This window comes from Niveispirillum sp. GW835-FHT14G11, assembly GCF_058793615.1.
Genome location: NZ_JBXAFZ010000007.1, coordinates 298,811 through 318,426 on the forward strand (window position 1 = coordinate 298,811; position 19,616 = coordinate 318,426).

General features: G+C 63.9%; 16 protein-coding genes. 9 read left to right on the forward strand and 7 right to left on the reverse strand.

Features of this window, described 5'->3' with window-relative positions:
- Window positions 1–46 precede the first annotated feature (46 nt).
- The gene (locus tag AC1Q7F_RS15255) at window positions 47–2,329 is read right to left on the reverse strand and encodes a TonB-dependent receptor (protein ID WP_492508279.1); all 2,283 of its coding nucleotides are present in this window, start codon (window positions 2,327–2,329) and stop codon (window positions 47–49) included.
- Window positions 2,330–2,613: 284 nt separating this feature from the next.
- On the opposite strand from AC1Q7F_RS15255, the gene AC1Q7F_RS15260 reads away from it, so the two are divergent.
- The 6 genes from AC1Q7F_RS15260 (at window position 2,614) to AC1Q7F_RS15285 (ending at window position 8,880) form a co-directional block, all read left to right on the forward strand.
- On the forward strand, window positions 2,614–3,294 hold the full coding sequence (locus AC1Q7F_RS15260; protein WP_492508281.1) for a TetR/AcrR family transcriptional regulator: 681 nt from the start codon (window positions 2,614–2,616) through the stop codon (window positions 3,292–3,294).
- A gap of 91 nt (window positions 3,295–3,385) precedes the next feature.
- Complete coding sequence (locus tag AC1Q7F_RS15265) at window positions 3,386–4,852, forward strand: MFS transporter (RefSeq protein WP_492508283.1); 1,467 nt, start codon at window positions 3,386–3,388, stop codon at window positions 4,850–4,852.
- Between the two features lie 12 nt (window positions 4,853–4,864).
- Window positions 4,865–6,016 carry a Gfo/Idh/MocA family protein gene (locus tag AC1Q7F_RS15270; RefSeq protein ID WP_492508285.1) on the forward strand — a complete coding sequence of 384 codons (1,152 nt, stop codon included), beginning with the start codon at window positions 4,865–4,867 and terminating at the stop codon, window positions 6,014–6,016.
- 107 nt (window positions 6,017–6,123) lie between these two features.
- Window positions 6,124–7,176: a sugar phosphate isomerase/epimerase family protein gene (locus AC1Q7F_RS15275; protein WP_492508287.1), complete on the forward strand. Its 1,053-nt coding sequence runs from the start codon at window positions 6,124–6,126 to the stop codon at window positions 7,174–7,176.
- 294 nt (window positions 7,177–7,470) lie between these two features.
- A complete protein-coding gene (locus tag AC1Q7F_RS15280; RefSeq protein ID WP_492508289.1) occupies window positions 7,471–8,475 on the forward strand; it encodes a sugar phosphate isomerase/epimerase family protein in 1,005 nt (334 codons plus the stop codon).
- A gap of 12 nt (window positions 8,476–8,487) precedes the next feature.
- A complete protein-coding gene (locus AC1Q7F_RS15285; protein WP_492508291.1) occupies window positions 8,488–8,880 on the forward strand; it encodes a C-glycoside deglycosidase beta subunit domain-containing protein in 393 nt (130 codons plus the stop codon).
- A 77-nt stretch (window positions 8,881–8,957) separates the two neighbouring features.
- On the opposite strand, the gene AC1Q7F_RS15290 is transcribed toward AC1Q7F_RS15285, so the two are convergent.
- The 3 genes from AC1Q7F_RS15290 to AC1Q7F_RS15300 form a co-directional block, all read right to left on the reverse strand.
- Window positions 8,958–10,277 (reverse strand): MFS transporter, encoded by a 1,320-nt coding sequence (locus AC1Q7F_RS15290; protein WP_492508293.1) that lies wholly within the window; start codon window positions 10,275–10,277, stop codon window positions 8,958–8,960.
- A gap of 20 nt (window positions 10,278–10,297) precedes the next feature.
- The gene (locus AC1Q7F_RS15295; protein ID WP_492508295.1) at window positions 10,298–11,065 is read right to left on the reverse strand and encodes a hydroxypyruvate isomerase family protein; all 768 of its coding nucleotides are present in this window, start codon (window positions 11,063–11,065) and stop codon (window positions 10,298–10,300) included.
- Between the two features lie 111 nt (window positions 11,066–11,176).
- Window positions 11,177–12,412, reverse strand: coding sequence for an MFS transporter (locus tag AC1Q7F_RS15300; RefSeq protein ID WP_492508297.1), 1,236 nt, complete (start codon window positions 12,410–12,412; stop codon window positions 11,177–11,179).
- A gap of 284 nt (window positions 12,413–12,696) precedes the next feature.
- Here AC1Q7F_RS15300 and AC1Q7F_RS15305 point away from each other — a divergent pair, with 284 nt between their 5' ends.
- The 3 genes from AC1Q7F_RS15305 to AC1Q7F_RS15315 are packed head-to-tail and all read left to right on the forward strand — an operon-like array spanning window position 12,697 to window position 16,759.
- Window positions 12,697–13,803, forward strand: coding sequence for an LLM class flavin-dependent oxidoreductase (locus tag AC1Q7F_RS15305; protein WP_492508299.1), 1,107 nt, complete (start codon window positions 12,697–12,699; stop codon window positions 13,801–13,803).
- Window positions 13,803–14,363 (forward strand): NADPH-dependent FMN reductase, encoded by a 561-nt coding sequence (locus AC1Q7F_RS15310; protein WP_492508301.1) that lies wholly within the window; start codon window positions 13,803–13,805, stop codon window positions 14,361–14,363. Before AC1Q7F_RS15305 ends, AC1Q7F_RS15310 begins: the two co-directional genes overlap by 1 nt.
- A gap of 29 nt (window positions 14,364–14,392) precedes the next feature.
- Complete coding sequence (locus tag AC1Q7F_RS15315) at window positions 14,393–16,759, forward strand: beta-glucosidase H (RefSeq protein ID WP_492508303.1); 2,367 nt, start codon at window positions 14,393–14,395, stop codon at window positions 16,757–16,759.
- A gap of 124 nt (window positions 16,760–16,883) precedes the next feature.
- Here the strand turns inward: AC1Q7F_RS15315 and AC1Q7F_RS15320 are convergent, their stop codons facing one another.
- From AC1Q7F_RS15320 to AC1Q7F_RS15330, 3 genes are all read right to left on the reverse strand, one after another.
- Window positions 16,884–18,182, reverse strand: a complete 1,299-nt coding sequence (locus tag AC1Q7F_RS15320; RefSeq protein WP_492508305.1) for a hypothetical protein — start codon at window positions 18,180–18,182, stop codon at window positions 16,884–16,886.
- Window positions 18,183–18,319: 137 nt separating this feature from the next.
- The gene (locus AC1Q7F_RS15325) at window positions 18,320–18,442 is read right to left on the reverse strand and encodes a hypothetical protein (protein ID WP_492508307.1); all 123 of its coding nucleotides are present in this window, start codon (window positions 18,440–18,442) and stop codon (window positions 18,320–18,322) included.
- Window positions 18,443–18,502: 60 nt separating this feature from the next.
- The gene (locus tag AC1Q7F_RS15330) at window positions 18,503–19,546 is read right to left on the reverse strand and encodes an AraC family transcriptional regulator (protein ID WP_492508310.1); all 1,044 of its coding nucleotides are present in this window, start codon (window positions 19,544–19,546) and stop codon (window positions 18,503–18,505) included.
- Between the last annotated feature and the right edge of the window lie 70 nt (window positions 19,547–19,616).

Genomic DNA, 19,616 nt, shown 5'->3' on the forward strand with positions numbered 1-19,616 from the left:
GTGCCCCCCGGCATCCGTCATCACGACCAGGACGGCCTGTCGGCGATCAGAACCGGTAGGTGCCCTGGACGCCGAAGGTACGCGGCGGACCGTAGATGGCGTTGTAGATCAGCGAACCGGCGGCAGCATTGAAGTTCGCGAAGGCCAGCGGCTGCTTGTCCTCCAGATTGCGGACATAGGCCTGGACCGTGTAGTTGCCGTCGGCGGAATTATATTCCAGCGACAGGTCGGTCATCATATAGCCCTTCTGGCGCAGGGCGGCCCAATTGACGACCGACAGATAATGGGCCGATTTGTACCGGCTGAAAGCCGAGGCCACGACATTCGCGCCGTCGCCCAGGTCGAACGTATGGCTGTAACCGGCGGACAAGGTCCATTTCGGCGCCTGCGGCGGGCGATTGCCCTTCAGGTCGAACTGCTGGATGCCAGAGGTCACCGGGTCCGCATCATTGATCGGATTGCCGCTGACACCGATCAGCGAGGTGGCGAAGCTCTGCACCTTGGCATCCAGATAGTTGACGGTGAAGGACAGTTCGTCATTCTCCGTCAGCAGGATGCTGGTATCCGTCTCGATACCCCAGACGCGCGACTTGCCGGCATTCAGGGTGCGGGCGCCGATATTATTGTCGACGAACACCTGGATCTGCTGGTCCTTATAGTCATAGTAGAAAGCCGAGGCGTTGAACTGTACACGCCCGCCATTGAACCGGTTCTTGGTTCCCACCTCATAGGCGATCAGTTCTTCGGGCTCATAGGCACCGACGCTGTCGAAGCCACCGCTCTTATAACCGGTGCTGATCTTGCCATAGACCAGACTGTCACGCGCCGGCTTCCAATCGACGCCGATATTGCCCGTCACCTGATCAGAGGAAGAGCGCGGGTTCAGGATGGAGGCGCCGGCAGAGCCGAGAGCCGGGGGCGTGGTGCCTTCGCCGCGCCCGAAACGCGGACCGTAATTATAGAAGGTGGCGCTCTTGGCGTCGTCGGTATAGCGCAGACCACCGGTCAGCGTCAGTTCCGGACCCGCCACCGGCACCGTGACCTGCCCAAAGGCGGCCTTGGACTTGGACAGGATATCGGGGCGGTAGAAATAGTTCAGGAAGGCGCGGGGCAGTTCCAGATACAGACCGCGCGACAGATCGACCTTCTCATGGAAATAGAAGCCGCCGAGCTGATAGAACAGGCCGCTGTCCAGCGTGTTCGACAGACGCAGTTCATGGCTCTGCGTTTCCGAATTCAGCTTGTTGTTGCGGAAGGTGAAGGTTGCGGGCAGATAGCCGTTCAGCGGCAGGGCGCTGTTGGTGTCATTGTCGCGGTAACCCCCCAGATAGGCCAGCGTGCCCAGATCGAAATCAAACTCGACCCGGCCGCGCAGGGCGAACTGTTCGCTGTTGAAATTGCCCAGGTCGCCCAGCGGATAATTCCGGGTATTGATGCCACTGAAGGTCAGGTTGGCGGGGATGCCATTATTTTCCAGCGCGGCGGTAGACGGGATGGCATCGATCACGCCGGAGGCATAGGCGGCGTTGGTCAGCACACCGTTCTGGGCGACCAGGATGCCGAACTGCGACGGGGGCAACTGGTCAACATTCACGTACTCTCCGGCCAGATAGGTGCGGATGTTTTCCGTCGGCTCCCAGGCGATGGCGAGGCGGGCCGCATCGACATTCTGATCCTCGCCGCGGCCGACGGCGCCATGCTTGCGGTAGCCCTTGTGATCGGTATGCATGCCGGCGACGCGGACGGCAACCGTATCCCCCAGTGGTACATTGACTGCACCTTCGGCCCGCTTGGCGTCGAAATTGCCATAGCCGAGGGTCAGGAAGCCGGCGGTCCTGCCCAACTGCGGCTTGGCGGCGATGATGTTGATGGCGCCGGCCGTCGCGTTGCGGCCATACAGTGTGCCTTGCGGACCACGCAGAACCTCGATCCGCTCCAGATCGAAGAAGCTGGCATTCAGGGCGACGGGGCGGTTCACATACTCGCCATCGATACCGATGGTCAGGGCGGGGTCGGACGCCTCGGAAATGTCCTGGCTGGATACGCCGCGCACCGAAATCTTGGTGAAGATCGTGTCATTGGTGACGTTCAGATCGGGCGCCAGACGCGCCAGACCATTCACATCCGACACACCGGACTTGACCAGGTCATCGCCCGTGAAGGCGCGAATGGCGATAGGTGTATCCTGCAGGTTGGTCGCGCGCTTGGTTGCCGTCACGACGATTTCTTCCAGCACCAGGGTGCTGTTGTTCTCGGCCTGGGCCATGGCGGAGGCGGCATGAAAGGTAGTGGCCCCTGCGGCAAGCAGGAGCATCGAACGGATGCGCATTCTGTTTCCTCCCGATGAGGCCGGCACTGTTGACCGGCCAGGCTCTGGGTTCATTTCTAAAACTAGAACCCTAATTCTGAAACTATGTAATCGCAGGATCGTTTGGGCGTCAAGCCATTCTGTGAGAGATTCAGCGACAGATGTATGCGCAAGGGCGGGCAAGGGCCTGGCAGGGGTTTTTCCGCTGGCGTCACGGAGGCACGCAGCCTATGATAAACCATATAGAATCAGTACTTTGTTTTCAGATCGCGACGTTGTCGGACGATCGGGCGGAATGATGGGGCGTGAAAGTGTCGATGGTGGATGAGGATCAGGAAGTCGAACCGTTGCTGAACCCGGCGGGCCGCGAACCCAAACAGGGACGAAGCCGTGCCTCGTTCGAACGGATGCTGGCCGCCGCCACGGATCTGCTGATCGAACGCGGGAATGATGATTTCGCCCTGACCGATGTGGCCAAGCGCGGCAAGGTCTCCATCGGATCCATCTATTGCCGATTCGACAGCAAGGACGACTTGATCCAGGCGGTCCAGCGCCGCGTGATGGAAAGGATGGCGGAAGAAGAGGCGGAGATGATTGCCCGTCTGACCGAGAAATCCACCAGCCTGGATGTCCTTGTCCGCAATTTCGTGGATGAACTGGCGGAGTTCCTGAAACGTAACGCACCGGTACTGCGGCCCATGATGCTGCGTGCGTCGTCCGATCCCGTAGTGCGCGCCATGGGGCGCAAGGGATATGACACGCTGGTCGAAAAGGTGATGGCGACCCTGTTGTCGCGGCGAGACGAGATCGGCCACAACCTGCCGGAACTGGCCTGTGAAATGACCTTGCGGGTGGCCTATTCCGCCTTTGCCCGTTACCTGGGATTCGGCACCGTCGGCGATACCGGCACCAAGGCCGACTGGAAGAATCTGAAGACCGAGGTGGGTGTGATGTGTTCCACCTATCTGCGCAACGGCAACCGATGACCGGTTGACGAGGATGGCTTTCCGTTTATAAACAGAATTATGATTCTGTTCTGACCGACTCATGGTCAGACCTAACGGAAAGGCACATCCCATGGCATCCGCCGCCAGCCCGGAGGGCAAGCGGGGGCCGGCCCTATCCGCCATCGACCAGGCCGCCGCCCTGACGCCGAAACGGCGTCAGATGGCGCTGGTGGTGGTGGCCGGCGCCTTCATGATGGACCTGATCGACCTGACCATCGTCAATGTGGCCTTGCCGTCGATCCAGCGTGATTTGTCCGCCGACACCGCCCAGATGCAATGGATGGTCGCCGGTTATGCCGTAGCCTTTGCCATCCTGCTGATCACCGGCGGGCGGTTGGGCGACACCCATGGCTATCGCCGGCTGTTCATGATCGGCATGGCGGGCTTCACCCTGACCTCGCTTCTGTGCGGCCTGTCGGTCAGCGGGCCGATGCTGGTGGCAGCACGGCTGGCGCAGGGGGCGACGGCGGCGCTGATGCTGCCGCAGGTCATGTCGCTGATCCAGGTCATGTACCCGCCGGCCGAACGGATTGCGGCCCTGTCGGTGTTCGGCGTGCTGGGTGGTGTTGCTGCCGTGCTGGGGCCGGTCATTGGCGGTCTGCTGATCGAGGCGAACCTGTTCGGTCTGGGCTGGCGGCCCATCTTCCTGATCAACGGGCCGCTGGGCCTGATCGGCCTTTATGCCGCCTGGCGTTTGCTGCCTTCCGGCCGGTCGCCGCATGGCGGCGGTGTCGATCTGCCCGGCACCGCCCTGATCGCCGCCACCCTGCTGGCCCTGATGCTGCCACTCTTGCAGGGGCGGGAGGCGGGGTGGCCGCTCTGGTGCCTGATCCTGCTGGCCTGCGCGCCGCTGCTGGCGCTGCTGTTCATCCGCCATATCCGGCTGCGGGCTGGGGCCGGCACCGGGCTGGTCGATCCTGTCCTGTTCGTCAACCGCGGCTTCTCCATCGGGCTGGGCATGTCGCTCTGTTTCCAGGCGACGACGGCGGGGCTTTTGTTCATCCTGACGCTGACACTGCAATATGGGTTGGGCTGCACGCCGTTGGAAACAGCGCTTGTCCATGTTCCCTATGCGCTGGGCGCCTCCGTTGCCATCGGCGGCGTGGCCCGGCGGGCCTTGCCCCGTATGGGATTGCGCCTGCCATTGTTGGGCGTGGCGGTGATGCTGTCCGGCCTGCTGGCGTTGGCAGCCCTTATCTGGGCGCAAGGGGGGCTTGTGCCGTTGGGCGTTGCCCTGCTGCTGACGGGCACCGGCATGGGCCTGGTCGGCGGGCCCACGGGGCCGATCACCCTGTCGGATGTGGAACTGATCCATGCCGGATCGGCATCCGGCACGCTGAAGGCGGTGCAGCAACTGGGGGCGGCGTCGGGTGCAGCCCTGATCGGCGGCACCTATTTCGCGCTGGTGCAGGGGTTGACGGCGGACAGGGCACGCAACGCGTTCCTGACCACCATGCCGCTGCTGGTCCTGCTGCTGGTGGTGGTCGGCTTTCTGATCACGTGTCTGCCGCGCGATCTGCGACTGTTCAAGAAATGACGGGAGGAAATGATGAGTGAGCCTGTTCTGCGCCTGGGCATGATCGGCGGGGGTCCCGGCAGCTTCATCGGCCCGGTTCACCGCATGGCGGCGGAACTGGACGGTAAAATCCGACTGGTGGCGGGTGCCTTCAGCAGCGATGCGGATCGGTCCCGTCAGGCCGGCGCCGGTTACGGTGTTGATCCCGCCCGCGCCTATGCCAGCCATCAGGCCATGATCGCGGCGGAGGCCGCGCGGCCGGACGGCATCGACCTTGTCGCCATCGTCACCCCCAACCATCTGCATGTGCCGGCCAGCATCGACGCGCTGCAAGCCGGGCTGCATGTGATGTGCGACAAGCCAGCGGCCATATCGCTTGCGGAGATGAGGACGCTGGCCGGAGTCGCAGCGGGGGCCAAGGGGCTCTACGCCCTGACCCACACCTATACCGGCTATCCGCTGGTCCGCGAAGCGCGGGCGCTGGTGGCCGCCGGCCGCATCGGCCGCCTGCGCAAGGTGGTGGTGGAGTATAGCCAGGGCTGGCTGTCCACCGCCCTTGAGGAGACGGGCAGCAAGCAGGCCGGCTGGCGCACCGACCCCGCCCGGTCCGGGGCCGGCGGCTGCATCGGCGATATCGGGGTGCATGCCTTCAATCTGGCCGAATATGTCAGCGGCGCGCCCGTGCGGGAACTGTGCGCCGACCTGTCCATCCTGGTGCCGGGCCGCCGGCTGGACGATGATTGCAACATCCTGCTGCGGTTTGAGGATGGCAGCGAACGCGGCGTGCCGGGTGTGCTGAACGCCTCTCAGATCGCGGCGGGTGACCGCAACGGCCTGCGCCTGCGCGTCTATGGGACGGAGGCTGGCCTGGACTGGTCACAGGAGACGCCAAACACCCTGACCATTCATGGCCTGGATGGACGGACGGAAGTGTTGCATGCCGGCGCCGGCAATCTTGGTACTGCCGCCAGCAAGGCCACGCGCCTGCCGACCGGTCATCCAGAGGGCTATATCGAGGCCTTCGCCAACCTCTACCGGGACTTCGCCTCTGCCATCCGTGCCGGTGCCATGCCCGCTGATGGCAGCCTGCCGGGGCTGGAGGCGGGCCTGCGCGGCATGGGTTTCATCGAAACGGCGGTCGCCAACTCTGCCGCCCGCCCCGGCTGGGTCCGCCTGGAGATTTGAACCGTAGGTCAGGTCGAGCCGCAGGCGAGCCCTGACAAGCAACGGTGCCCATGAATGTCAGGGCTTGGGCTTTCGCTCTCGACCTGACCTACGAAAGGGAGGAAAAAATGCGCACAATCAAGGGGCCGGGCATCTTCCTGGCACAGTTCGCGGGCGATGCCGCCCCGTTCAACAGCCTGGACAGTATCGCCGACTGGGCGGCGGGCCTGGGCTATAAGGGCGTCCAGATCCCGTCCTGGGATGGCCGCCTGTTCGACCTGCGTCTGGCAGCGGAAAGCAGGACCTACGCGCAGGAAGTGACGGGCAAGCTAGCGGCCAGGGGACTAGCTGTGACGGAGCTGTCCACGCATTTGCAGGGCCAGCTGGTGGCTGTTCACCCGGCCTATGACGCACAGTTCGACGCCTTCGCCGACCCGTCGGTGCGCGGCAATCCGGCCGCACGTCAGGCCTGGGCCGTGGAACAGATGCGGCTGGCGGCACAGGCCAGCGCCAATCTGGGGCTGACGGCGCATGCCAGCTTCTCCGGTGCGCTGGCCTGGCCCTATGTCTATCCCTGGCCACAGCGTCCCGCCGGCCTGATTGAGGAGACGTTTGCCGAGCTGGGTCGCCGCTGGCGTCCCATCCTGGACGCGTTTGACGAGGCTGGGGTGGATGTCTGTTTCGAACTGCATCCGGGCGAGGACCTGCATGACGGCGTCACGTTTGAGCGGTTCCTGGGCGTGGTGGACAATCACCCGCGCGCCAACATCCTGTTCGATCCCAGCCATTTTGTGCTCCAGCAGCTGGATTATCTGGCCTTCATCGACCATTACCACACGCGAATCCGCGCCTTCCATGTGAAGGACGCGGAATTCCGGCCCAATGGCAAATCGGGCGTGTATGGTGGCTACCAGGGCTGGGTGGATCGTCCCGGTCGTTTCCGGTCACTGGGGGATGGACAGGTGGATTTCAAGGCGATCTTCTCCAAGTTGACAGCCTATGATTATGCCGGCTGGGCCGTTCTGGAATGGGAATGCGCCTTGAAGCATCCCGAAGACGGCGCGCGGGAAGGGGCCACCTTCATCCGCGACCATATCATCCGTGTCACCGAACATGCCTTCGACGATTTCGCGGCCAGCGGCGTGGATGACGATCTGAACCGCCGCTTGCTGGGTTTGTGATCGCAGACCCGAAAGCAGCTCCCCAACTTCATAGATCGGGTTGGGGAGCGGTTCCTTATTTTATATCAGACAGTTGTATAAAATCGCGGTGAATGCCGAACTCCGTTGGTCAGCGATTGATTTGTAAAAAAAAGAATGATAATTCTTATACTAATAAAAGGCGCTGCTGCGGTCTTGTCCTGATGATTTTGCCAGGTCGGACCGGCAGCGCTCTTCCCCCATCGGGCTTTGCCTGAGACCGCCGCCATCCTTGGCCCCCGGCGGGGCCGCACCTGACAGGACAGGACCGGTTCCATGTCGAACTATGACATCAAGAGAGGTGTGAGCCTCTACAGTTACCAGGAGGAATATTTCCTGGGCACCAAGTCGCTGGAGGACCTGATCAAGGTTTCCGCCGAGATGGGTGCCAAGGGGATTGAGTTCATCGGCGAGCAGACCTTCCCCAACTATCCCAATCCGCAGGACCAGTCCGTCTATGACAACTGGCATGCGCTGATGGCCAAGTATGGCACTACGCCTGTCTGCCACGACTTCATGCTGGATTATAAGAAGTACAAGGACCGGCCCATGCCGTTCGAGGAGCAGGTGGCCAGTTGCAAAGTCGATATCGACTTTGCCGCCCGCCTGGGCTGCCCGTTTACCCGCGCGCTGGTGTCGATCGATCCGAACGTGCTGGTCGCCTGCGCCGATTATGCGGAAAGCCGGAATGTCCGCATTCTGATCGAGGTGCATGCCCCCCTGCATTTCGACCATCCCTGGATCATCCGCCACGCCGAGGCGTTCGAGAAGTCGGGGTCGAAATATCTGGGCTTCCTGCCCGATATGGGCATGTTCCTGTTCAAGTTCCCGCCCGTCTGGAAGGAGAAGTTCATCCGTGACGGCGTTCCCCAGCATATCGCCGACTATATCTGCAAGGCGTACGAGGACCGCACGCTGAGCGAATATGTGATCCTGGAAGTGGAGAAGATGGGCGGCGTCGGTCCGGCCATCGGCATGGCCACCACCTTGCGCCACAATGCGGCGTTCGAGCCCAAGCGCATGCTGGATCATATGGACCGCATCTGGAACATCCATGCCAAGTTCTACCAGATGGACGAGGACCTGGTGGAACCCTGCATCCCCTATGACGAGATCATCCGGGTGCTGAAGAAGGGCGGCTACAAGGGCTATATCTGCTCCGAGTATGAGGGCAACCGCTGGATCCAGGATGCGTTCCCCGTGGACAGCATCGAACAGGTCCGCCGTCAGCAGGAAATGTTCAAAAAGCTGATCGGCGAACCCGCCGCCACCCCCGCCTGAGGAGCCGTACCCATGTTCGATAAATACATGATCTGTGAAGATGGTTACGGCAATGTCCAGCAGGATGGCCGCACCATCGGTTTCGCCTTCCAGGCCCGTCTGCCCTATTACCGGGGCATCGGCCTGTCCATGGTGGAAGATATCGGCGTCATCATCGATGGCGAGCCGGTCCCCCGCCAGGATATCCGCTTCACCGTCCGGGGCCGCACCTGGACCCTGGATGAGATGGAAACGGAATATACCGACCGCTGGAACTTCGCGGAGAAGGCGCTGGTGACGGTGCTGCGTGATGGCGGCCTGACACCGGGCCGGCACAAGGTCCAGCTGTCCGAGCGTATCCGCGTCTCCTATCTACCCTTCGTGCCCACCACGCGCGACACGAAGGAACTGGTGATCCCGGCCTGAACCTCCCCTCCATATCCCCCAGGTTCGGTAAACTGCGGGGCACAGCGATCATCGCTGTGCCCCGTTTTGTTTGGGTATCACCCCCGCCGTTCCGGCCAGAAGCCGATGCAGACGATCTGGGCCGCGATGGCCAGCATGGCGGGCGCGTAATAGAGGATATGGACCATGCGGCGCGCGTCATCGCCGACATTGGCCGGGTCATAGCCTGCCTGGGCCAGACCGAAGGCGACAATCGCCCCGCCCAGCGCCATGCCAATCTTGATCGACAGATTGACGCCCGCAGCCAGTAGCCCCTCATTGCGGGTGCCGAACTGCGCCTCGTGATAATCCACGACCTCCGCCGCCATGGCAAAGATGGCGGTCATGGAAATGCTGATCAGGATCGAGGACAGGATATAGACGGTCAGGAACAGGGCCGGCACCGCCTCGGTGAAGGGCAGGGCGGCATACAGGACCAGTGCCGCCGCCAGCGCCACCCGGTTGCCATTGCGCATACCCAGCCGCTTCAGGAAGGGTGGCGCGATGGCCGACCCGATCAGCAAGGTGCCCGACACGGCGGGCAGCAGGATGGAGATCATCCAGGGTTGCCGCAGGATATTGATGGCGAAATAGGCGGTGACCGACAGAACCGCGCCGAACCGGATGAAATTCAGGCAGGCAAAGCCGAAAACCACCAGCCAGGCCCGGTTGCGAGCCATGTCGCGGATAGAGGACAGGCTGGTTTCCTGCTGGCCTGCGGGCGGGGGCACCACCTCCCGGCAACTGGCAAACAGGTTCAGGGTCAGCAGTACGGTGACCGCCGCCATCAGGATCGAGACCCACAGGAAGCCCTGGGCCTGATCCCCGCTGCCCAGCGTCTGGACCAGCGGCATGGTCGCGGCTGTCGCGACGATCACCGACAGGGCGGTGCCGGCGGCCCGCAGGCTGCCCAACTGCACCCGTTCATCCTGCCGCACCGTCATCATCGGCATCAGGGCGCCATAGGGGATGTTGACGATGGAATAGAGCAGCCCCAGCACCACAAAGCTGACGCAGGCCCAGAGCAATGTGCCCGTTCCATCCAGCGGCGGAACATAGAAACTGGCCACACAGAACAGGCCGAACGGAACCGCCCCGAACAGGAAATAGGGGCGCACCCGGCCCCAGCGGCTGCGTGTCCGGTCCACGGCCAACCCGACCAGCGGATCGAACGCCGCATCCAGCAGGCGTGACAGCAGGAACAGCGTCCCCACCACGCCCACGGGCAGCAGCGCCACATCGGTGTAGAAATACAGCAAAAAGGCCCCGACCATGTTCCAGGTCAGGCCGAAACCGAAATCCCCCGCGCCATAGCTCAGCTTGGCACGCCAGGAAAGCGGCGGGGCGGCGATGCCGCCCCGCTCTTGGTTGATCGACATCGACGTCCCCTCCGCGTTTTTTAAAGGCCCAGCGTCTGTCGCGCCTGGGTCAGTCCGTCCAGTGTCGGGCCTGTCGGCTTGTATTCCAGGCCGATGGCCCCCTGATAGCCCAGGTCGCGCAGGATACCGATATAGCGGGGCCAGTCGATGGTGCCGCCGCCGGGCTGGTGCCGGCCCGGCACATCGGCCACCTGCACATGCCCGACCAGATGGAACCGCCCCGCCAGCACGGCGGCCGGGTCTTCCCCCATCACGGTGGAATGATACATGTCATAGAGCAGGCGCAGATTGGGGCTGTTCACGGCCTCCACCATGTCCAGCCCCTCTGTCGTGCTGACCAGATACATGCCGGGATGTTCGACACGGTCGTTCAGCGGTTCCAGCAGCAGCAGGATGCCGGCTTCTTCCGCCAGGGTTGCCGCCTGACGCAGCGCCGTGACGGCGGCATCGAAATGATCCTGTCGCGGCACGTCGGGCCGGGTAAAGCCGGATGCGATGACCAGCGCCGGTGATCCCGCTTCTTTGGCGGCGATCAGGCTGTCGCGGACGGCGGCCAGGAATTCCCCAAGCTGGGCCGGGTCCACGATGCTGCGGCGCGGTTCGACCACGAAGCTGGCCAGTTTGATCCCCGTTTCTTCAATGGTGCGGCGGATATCGGCCAGCGGCTTATCCCGCCACAGGTGGAATTCCACGGCGGTCAGGCCGGCTGCCTTGGCGGCACGGATGCGGTCAACAAAGGTTGGATGTTCGGCGGCGAACAGCCACTCGATACAGGCGGCGAGGTGCATGATGTCCTCCGGATGGGACATGTTTGACCGGCGACCGCCAAAGGGCGGTCGCCGGCGGCCCGCGCATGCGAACCTGGCGCCAAAGCGCTAAAACAGGGCCCGCGGACGGGGTCAGTACCGGGTGCCGGTATCGGCCTTGCCCTTTGCCAGGGCCAGCAGGGCGATGGCGGCACCGATCAGGGCGGCGATGCCCATGGTCAGGAAGGCGGCCTGCACCGTGCCACCCGTGACGGACTTGGCACCGGCCACAAAGAACGGGCTGGTGAACTGGCCCAGGAAGAAGCAGGAGGCCCAGATACCCATGCCGCGACCGCGATGGGCAAAGGGCAGCTTGCTCTGCGCCCAGGCGATCAGGATGGGGATTGTCATGCCAGCGCCCATCTGCTGGATTACCAGCACCACCATCATCGATTCATAATCCGGGGCCAGCCCGATACCGGCCAGACCGACACCCAGGAAGGCGAAGAAGCAGAAAATCTGCAAAGACATGACGCGCTTGCCGATCCAGCCGAAAATCAGGGCGCCTACAGGCACGCCCAGGCTGGCCAGCGCGATCAGGGAACCGACGCGGGCCGGGCTGTCCACCCCGACCTCCCGGAAGGCCAGACCACCCTGGATGATGAAGACATAGTAGAGGGTGGAGGCAAACAGGGTCACAACGCCATAGAGCGCCACGGCGCGGGTGGGAAAGGGGGGCGTGGGACCTTCATCGGCCTTCTGGGCAACCGGTGCACCGCCAGCGGTCTTGCCCGGTTCGAAGATCATGAAATGCATGCCCACAAAAATGGGCAGCGCGATCAGATAGATCAGGAACATGCCGTTCCAGCTCAATGTCGTCAGCAGGCCTGACAGGGCAATGACGCCCGACGCCATGGCCGGCCCCGCCAGTCCCTGGATCATCAGGACCCGGCGCCGACCCTTGGCGTCGTAATAGTCGGCGATCAGGGTGTTGACGATGGTCAGGATCGCCGCCTCCGTCACGCCCAGCAGCAGGCGCGAGGCGATGACCGCATGCAGACTGTCCAGGAAGAAGGGCAGGGAACCGGCGATCCCGTAGAAGAAAGTCGCCCATACCAGCAGCCGCCGGCGCCCGAACCGGTCCACCAGCATGCCGGCGAACGGTGCCAGGATGGCGATGGCCAGACCGGGGGCCGAGACCAGCACCGGCACCAGCAGGGAAGCATTCGCCACATCCTTGAAGTGATCAAGAATGGTGGGCACGGCAGGCGTCAGCGATACGATGGCGAGAATCGGCAGGAAGCCGCTGATCACCAGAATGATGGCCTGGGCAATGCCAGCCTTGCGCACGTCGCCGGATGCCGGCGCCGCGATGGCCTGATCAGCCATGGATTTCCTCCCCGATGGCGCAGGTGACGCCATAACAGAATTATGATTCCAATAATGATGCTGGTGGTGGAACTGTTTTGTCAATGCGGTAATTGCATCGCCTACGGTCTGACATGGCACGGGAAAAATGCGACAGCCCGGCGCGGGTTTCGGTTGACACCAAGCTATTTGGTCCGTTAGCTATTCAGAATAGCAATTCTAATTCGAAAGCCATTGACCCCGCAAACGCAGCCCGATGCGCAGCGAAGCCGGAACGGACCGATGGCCGCCACAGGAGGAAACCCATGCGTTTTTCGACCTTTCTGAATGCCCGCTGCACGGGTGAGGAACAGGACCGCGATCTGATGCTGGATCTGGTGGAGCATGTGGAGCGGGCGGAGGCGGCGGGATTCGACGCCGTGTTCCTGCCCGACCATCATTTTACCGGCTATATGCCGATCGCGTCCGATCCCATGATGTTCGCGTCATATCTGGTGGCGCGGGTCAAGCGCATGCATTTCGGCTTTTCCGTCACGACGGTGCCGCTGCACCATCCCGTGCGCTTCGTGGAACGCGTGAACATCCTGGATCAGTTGACGGAAGGGCGTCTGCTGATCGGTGTGGGCAGCGGCACCACGCCGGAGGAGATGATCGGCTTCGGTGTGAACTACAAGGACGCCTCACGTCTGGCGGAACAGAACCTGGCCATTGCTGAACAACTGTGGGCCAAGAAGATGGACGACGCGCCCGTCGCCTTCGACAATGGCCACTATAAGGGCGAGGTGGTGCAGCGTATCGCGCCCGTGGCCTATACGCCCGGCCATGCCCGCCTGATGCCGGTGGCAATGAAGGAAAGTAGCGCCCGCCGGGCTGCCGAGTTCGGCTGGCCTGCCTTCATCCCCGCCTTCACCCCGCCGCAGATCGGCGGGACGGAGCCGTTCAAGCATGTGCAGAAATTCTTCACGATTTATCGCGACCTGCTGCTGGCCGCCGGCCATTCCGCCGAACGCGTCGCCGATGCCCTGTCCTGGACCACCCATTCCTATCAGTGCGTGCATATCGCGGAAACCGATGCACAGGCCCGGACAGAGCTGGAAGACATTCTGACCGATTATCAGGCGGCGGTGAACCGTGAGGCGGTCTTCAACGCCAAGGCGGAAGCCACAGCCGCCAACAAGAAGACCGACCATACGCCCAACGCCCTGACCGAGGACTGGATCGGTACCTGGTGCCTGTATGGCAGCCCGGAGACGGTGATTGGGCATCTGAAGCCCTATCAGGAGCTGGGCATCGGCAATATCCTGTGCGGCCTGCTGACCGGTCCGCTGACGGCCAAGCGCAAGGCCTATGCGAACCAGACGATGGACTTCCTGTCGCGCATCGTCATGCCTGCTCTGAAGGAAGGTGCGTGATGGCCAAGCCGCTGATCGTCGGCTTCGGCGGCACCACCCGGCCGGGTTCGTCCGGGGAGCGGATGGTGGCGGCCGTCCTGGCCGCAACGGCGGAACTGGGCGCCCAAACCCGCCTGTTCGGGGGTGCTTCGCTGGCCGCCATGCCGCATTTCGCGCCGGAGAACCCTGGCCGGACGGTGGAGCAGATTGAGTTCGTGGAGGCCATACGCGCCGCCGACGGCATCGTCATCGGCAGCCCTGGCTACCATGGCGGCGTGTCGGGTCTGGTCAAGAACGCCATCGACCTGCTGGAGGATCTGCGCACCGACGCCCGCGTCTATTTTGACGGGCGCGCCGTGGGCCTGATCGTCACGGCGGCGGGGTGGCAGGCGGGCGGGGTCACCCTGTCGGCCCTGCGCAGCATCACCCATGCCATGCGCGGCTGGCCGACGCCGCTGGGTATCGCCATCAACACCATCGCGCAAAAGCCGTTCGATGCCGATGGCCGTCTGGTCGATGCCGACATCATCGCGCAGGTGAACGCCCAGGCCGCCCAGGTCATGGCGCTGGCACGGCGCTGATCAATCATAAGGTTCAGGGAAGAAGCCCCATGTCCACCCATCCGCTTGATCGTGCGGCGCTGACCAGTGGCCGCGACATGTGGTCCACGGCCGCGCTGCCGGGCATCCGTTCCATCATGATGGCCGATGGGCCGATGGGTATCGCGTCCGGCCGCGTCGATGAACGCGACGTCGCGGTGCTGACGCCGTGCGGCACGGCACTGGGTGCCAGCTTCGACGCCGATCTGGTGGCGCGGGTGGGGGCCATCGTGGGCATGGAGGCACGGCGCCTGGGTGTCGATGCCGTGCTGGCCCCCAACCTGAACCTGCAACGCAGCCCGCTCTGCGGTCGCGCGTTCGAGCTGTATGGCGAGGACCCGTATCTGGCGGGTCGCCTGGGGGCCGCCTGGATCCGCGGTTTGCAGGGCCAAGGTGTCGGCTCCGTTGCCAAACATCTGGTCTGCAATGACAGCGAAACCGACCGCGACAGCATGAATGCCGTAGCCAGCGAACGGGCCTTGCATGAATGCTATCTGCTGCCGTTCGAAATGGCGGCGGCGGCGGGCTGCGTCGGCATGCTGGCCGCCTATAACCGCCTGAACGGCGATTATTGTGTCGAGCATAAGGAACTGCTGACCGATATCGTCAAGGGCAACTGGGGCTTCACCGGTTTCATCGTGTCGGACTGGTTCGGTGGGCGCGACACGCTGCGGTCGGCCCAGGCCGGCCTGGATCTGGACATGCCGGGGCCGGACCGTGTGCTGGGCACAAAGTTTGCGGCAGCGGTGCGGGATGGCCAGGTCTCGCTGGAGCGGCTGGTCGATGCCACAGGCCGCGTGGCAAACGCGGTCGCCCGTATCGACGCGTTGCCGCGCCAGGCCCCCATCGCCGACCCTGATGCAACATTGCTGGAGGCCGCGGCCGCCGGCTTCGTCCTTCTGAAAAATGATGGCGAGGTGCTGCCGGTACAGCCCAAGCGGGTACGCCGCATCGCCATCATCGGCCCCAACGCCGCCAGCCCCTGCTTGCAGGGCGGCACGTTCGCCAAGATCGCCGTCCGTCCCGACTTCATCACGCCCTTGCAGGCCATCCGTGACCGGTTCGGGGACAGGTGCGAGGTGCTGTATGAACAAGGCGTGGAGCCGGAATACCGCCTGCCGCCAATCAGCGCCACGCCGGCCCGCGACCTGGGCGATGGGGCCACGCGCGGCCTGACGGTGGAATGGCTGACGGCAGACGGTGATACGCCCGTCCATGCCGAAACCCGCGACACCAATTCCCTGACCTGGTTCGTGGGCCTTCCCGGCACGGATGCATTGAAGCAACCGGGCCGTATCCGCGCCACCGGCTGGATCACCCCGGAACGCACTGGCCCGCACCGGCTGCATGTCGGCGGCACGGGGACCGTCACGCTGTCGGTCGATGGCGAACAGGTGTTTGCTGGCGGCGGCCCGGTATCCCCGTCCGACCTGATGGGCATTCTAAAGGGTGGCGACAGCCAGTCCGTGGTTACCGATCTTACGGCGGGGCAGCCGGTGCTGCTGTGTTTTGAACTGACCTACAGCCCCGCCCGCGCGCAGGGCCTCTGGTATGGGGTGCGCGGGCCGGACCTGCCCGAGGCGATGCTGACCCGTGCGGTGGCCGCCGCCGCCAAGGCAGATCTTGTGTTGCTGATGCTGGGGGAGACGGCGGATGCCGGCGTGGAAAGCAAGGACCGCACGGGCACGGCCCTGCCGGCGGCGCAGGTCGATCTGATCAACGGTATCCGGCATGTGAACACCAACATCATCGCCATCTGCAATGTCGCCCATGCCTTCGACCTGTCCTGGCAGGACAAGGTGCGGGGCCTGATGATCACCTGGTATCCGGGCGAACAATATGGCCCGGCCCTGGCCCAGGTGCTGGCCGGTGACCGCGAGCCCGGCGGGCGACTGCCGGTCAGCATCGCCGCGCGCGATGTGGATTACCCGGCCTTTGATTTGAAGCCGCAGGCCGGCGGTGATGTACCGTACCGGGAAGGCCCCTTGATCGGCTACAAGGGCATGCAGGCGGCCGGCACCGATCCGCTATACGCGTTCGGCGCCGGGTTCGGCTATGCATGCCTGGAGTTGCTGGATGTCGGCGTCTCCGGCGATCCGGCCCAGGGTGTCCAGGTGACAGGCCGTGTTCGCAACCAGTCAGACCGGCCGGGCAAGGCGGTGCCTCAGATCTATGTCGCCGCGGCCGATGGTGTGCGCCATCTTTGGGCCTTCGCCGCCTTGTCCGTTCCGGCCGGTGAAACCCATTCTTTTACCCTTTCAGTCCCGCCGCGCGCATTCCAGTCTTGGGACGGCGGCTGGACCAAAGCGGCGGGGCGACACCATGTCCTGATTGGCTGGAACAGCCGGGACCTGGCCTTCAGGCTACCGGTTGGGTGAGGGCGTGTGATCGCTGCTGGATGCGCGGCGCAAAGGGCAGAAGGTGCAGGCGATAGGGCAATTTCATTTCCTCCAGCGCCCAGAGCACGGAAGGAGTGCTTATCGGTACAATGCCAGAGTTCGATCATCGCCCGTTCTGGAGCTGCGTTTCGACCAGGCGCTGAAAGGCGGCGGCGGTCGTGACGACGCTGGCCGCGGATACACAGCGCGCATCATCCTCGGCAACATGGTGATAGCGGTGGACGCCGAACACGCCGGCGGCCGGGGTGTAACCGGCGGCGACGATCTCGGTCAGCTCCCCGGCGGTGAGTTCGTCGGTGGTCCAGGGCGCTTCCAGCCCGGCATGTCCGGCAAACACCGCGCGTGCCACGGGCAGCAATGCCGGGCTGACAGACAGAAAGCGCTGGGTGTCCGCGCTGGGCAGCGGCCGCATTTGGCCCGGCAACTCCTGCCAGTCGCGGGCGGCGACATTGGCACCCAGATGCAGCCAGAAGCGGGTCTGGGCAGGCTTGGGCGCGATGGCCTTCAGCGCCTCGGACGCGCCCAAATTCTCATATTCATGGCCACTGTGGCAGACGAAAGCCAGATCATGGTCCGTGACCGCCCGGCTGGCCCAGCGTGCCAGCCACAGCCAGACTGCGATGCCGGGCCCGCGTTCACCGGCGCAAATATACCAGCCCGAACGTGGCGTCGACACCGCCAGCCAGCGCCCCTTGCTGCGATCGATGCGGCCAATGAAATTGAAGGATGGCCGCTGCCCGGTCTCACCTTGCAGATGCAGCGTGGCGCTCTGCCTGCCGATCGCCGCTGCACGGAAAGGCTGGGCATCCTCCGGCGCCAGCAGGGCGACCGGACCCGCGAACATTGGCTTCTGGCCATCGGCATTGAGTGCGATCACCTTGCCGGTCGGGCCGTTCGTAATCACCACCACCGCCCGGGCCCCTGCGGCGAAGGCGGCATTGATCGGGTCACGGATCGGCTTGGCCAGCGCGCTGGACCAGCGGCCATGGGGCAGGTCCACCAATGCGACCGCCCCAGTCAGCGGTCCATCCGCCTGGCCATTCGCGTTGATGCGCACCAGCGGACCGGTGACCCCGCCCGGCCCTGTCGGCGTCACGATCGGCTGTGGCCATACACTGGTTCTGACCTCGCCGCACAGCAACTCGGCCCGCTGCGTCTGGAAGAAGGGCGTGGACACGCTTTGCCGTTGGACCGTGAAGCCTAGCTGTTCCAGCTCCGACACCAGCCACTCGCCGGCGGCATTATCGCCGGCACCGCCGGCCTGCTTGCTGCCGAATCCGATATATCTGGCAAGATCGGCGGCGACCCTCTCCTCCTGCCCCGGTTGCACATTGGTCACGGCCGACGCCGCAGGAAGGGCGGCGCCGGCCCTCAGGAAGCTGCGTCTGCTGGTCGTGAACATCAAAAATACCCCCCTGGTGAACAAGGTGAAACCCGGTCCCGATGACATTGCCAGCGGGACCGGGTTTGGCGGCGACGGCCGCTTAGCCAAGCCCATGGCTATGGGCACCGGCGATTGAAGTCGGCGATCGATGGCGATCACCCAGACAAGCTATCAGGACTGCCGGCTTTGGTCACCGCCACGGGGGACCCGGCATTGATCAGCGGGAACACCGCGAAGGCCCAGGCGCCGGAGAGGATCAGCGCCAGGCTGCCGGTCATCACTGCTGCCGGCAACAACTCGCGCTACAGGCCGGCCCTGGGCGATCTACCCCTGTCGGATCATGGTTTTGTTCGCCGTCCAACCGCCTGGTGGCGCCATTTCAGAGCCGTCGTCCCGGTCCAGCGCTTGAAAGCGCGCGAGAAACTGGCCGGTTCCTGAAAACCCAGCATGTCGGCGATCTGCTCGACCGTCAGCATCGACCGTTGCAGCAGGTCGCAGGCCCTTTGCTGCCGCACCTGATCCATGATGTCGCCAAAGCGCAGACCCTGCTGCTCCAGCCGGCGATGCAGGGTCCGTTCCGACACGGCCAGTTGCCGGGCGGTGTCGATAACGCTGGGCATGGTGCGGGCCGACCGCACCAGCACCGCATAGACACGGGCCACGAACGGGTCCGTCACGCGAGCCTGCCCGATCAACTGGGTGCACATGCGCTGATAGGTTTCCTCCAGCAACGGGCTGCCCATGGGCAGGGGTTCCGCGCCGATGCCGGGTTTGAATACCCATCGTGTCCGTCCCTGGCCGAAGGCCACGGGCACGCCCAGCAACCGCTCGCACTCCATCCAGTTGGGCGGGCGGACCAGGACGCTTTCGATCCGTTCCAGGGGAAAGGGTTGCTGGCGCATGTCGTGCAGGAACATGGTGGCCGATCCCAACGCCCGCTCATGCAGGAATTCCCACAGGTCGGGCGGGGCCATGCTGTCGTCGGCGACCATGGCGGTGGGCGCGCCATCCTGCGTCTCCACACGATAGATCATCAGCGAATAGGTCAGCGCCTGGAACGCGTCCAGCACCCGCAACCCCTCCGCAATATTGGCCGCCGCCATGACGGCCAGACCCAGGGGGCCATAAGACATCAGCCGATAGCGCAACCCGGTTTTCAGCCACAGGCCGGGCAAGTGCCGGGTCGCCGCCACGAATACCTGCTGGAACCGCAATTCCTCCGGTCCGCTGATCTCCCCATGCGGGTCATGGGCCAGAAGGGGGTCCAGTTCCGCCTGCCGGAACAGCGGCAGCAGCGGAATCCCGACCTCTGTCAGCACCGCCGACATGATGCGGATGCTCTGGTTGGAAAACCGCACGGTCAGCATCGAATCGCTTTTCATGGCCCCTCACGGCTGGCGTTGCATGCATGGCAGTTAAAAACAATTTTTTGGCAGTTACAGCCATTCTTTT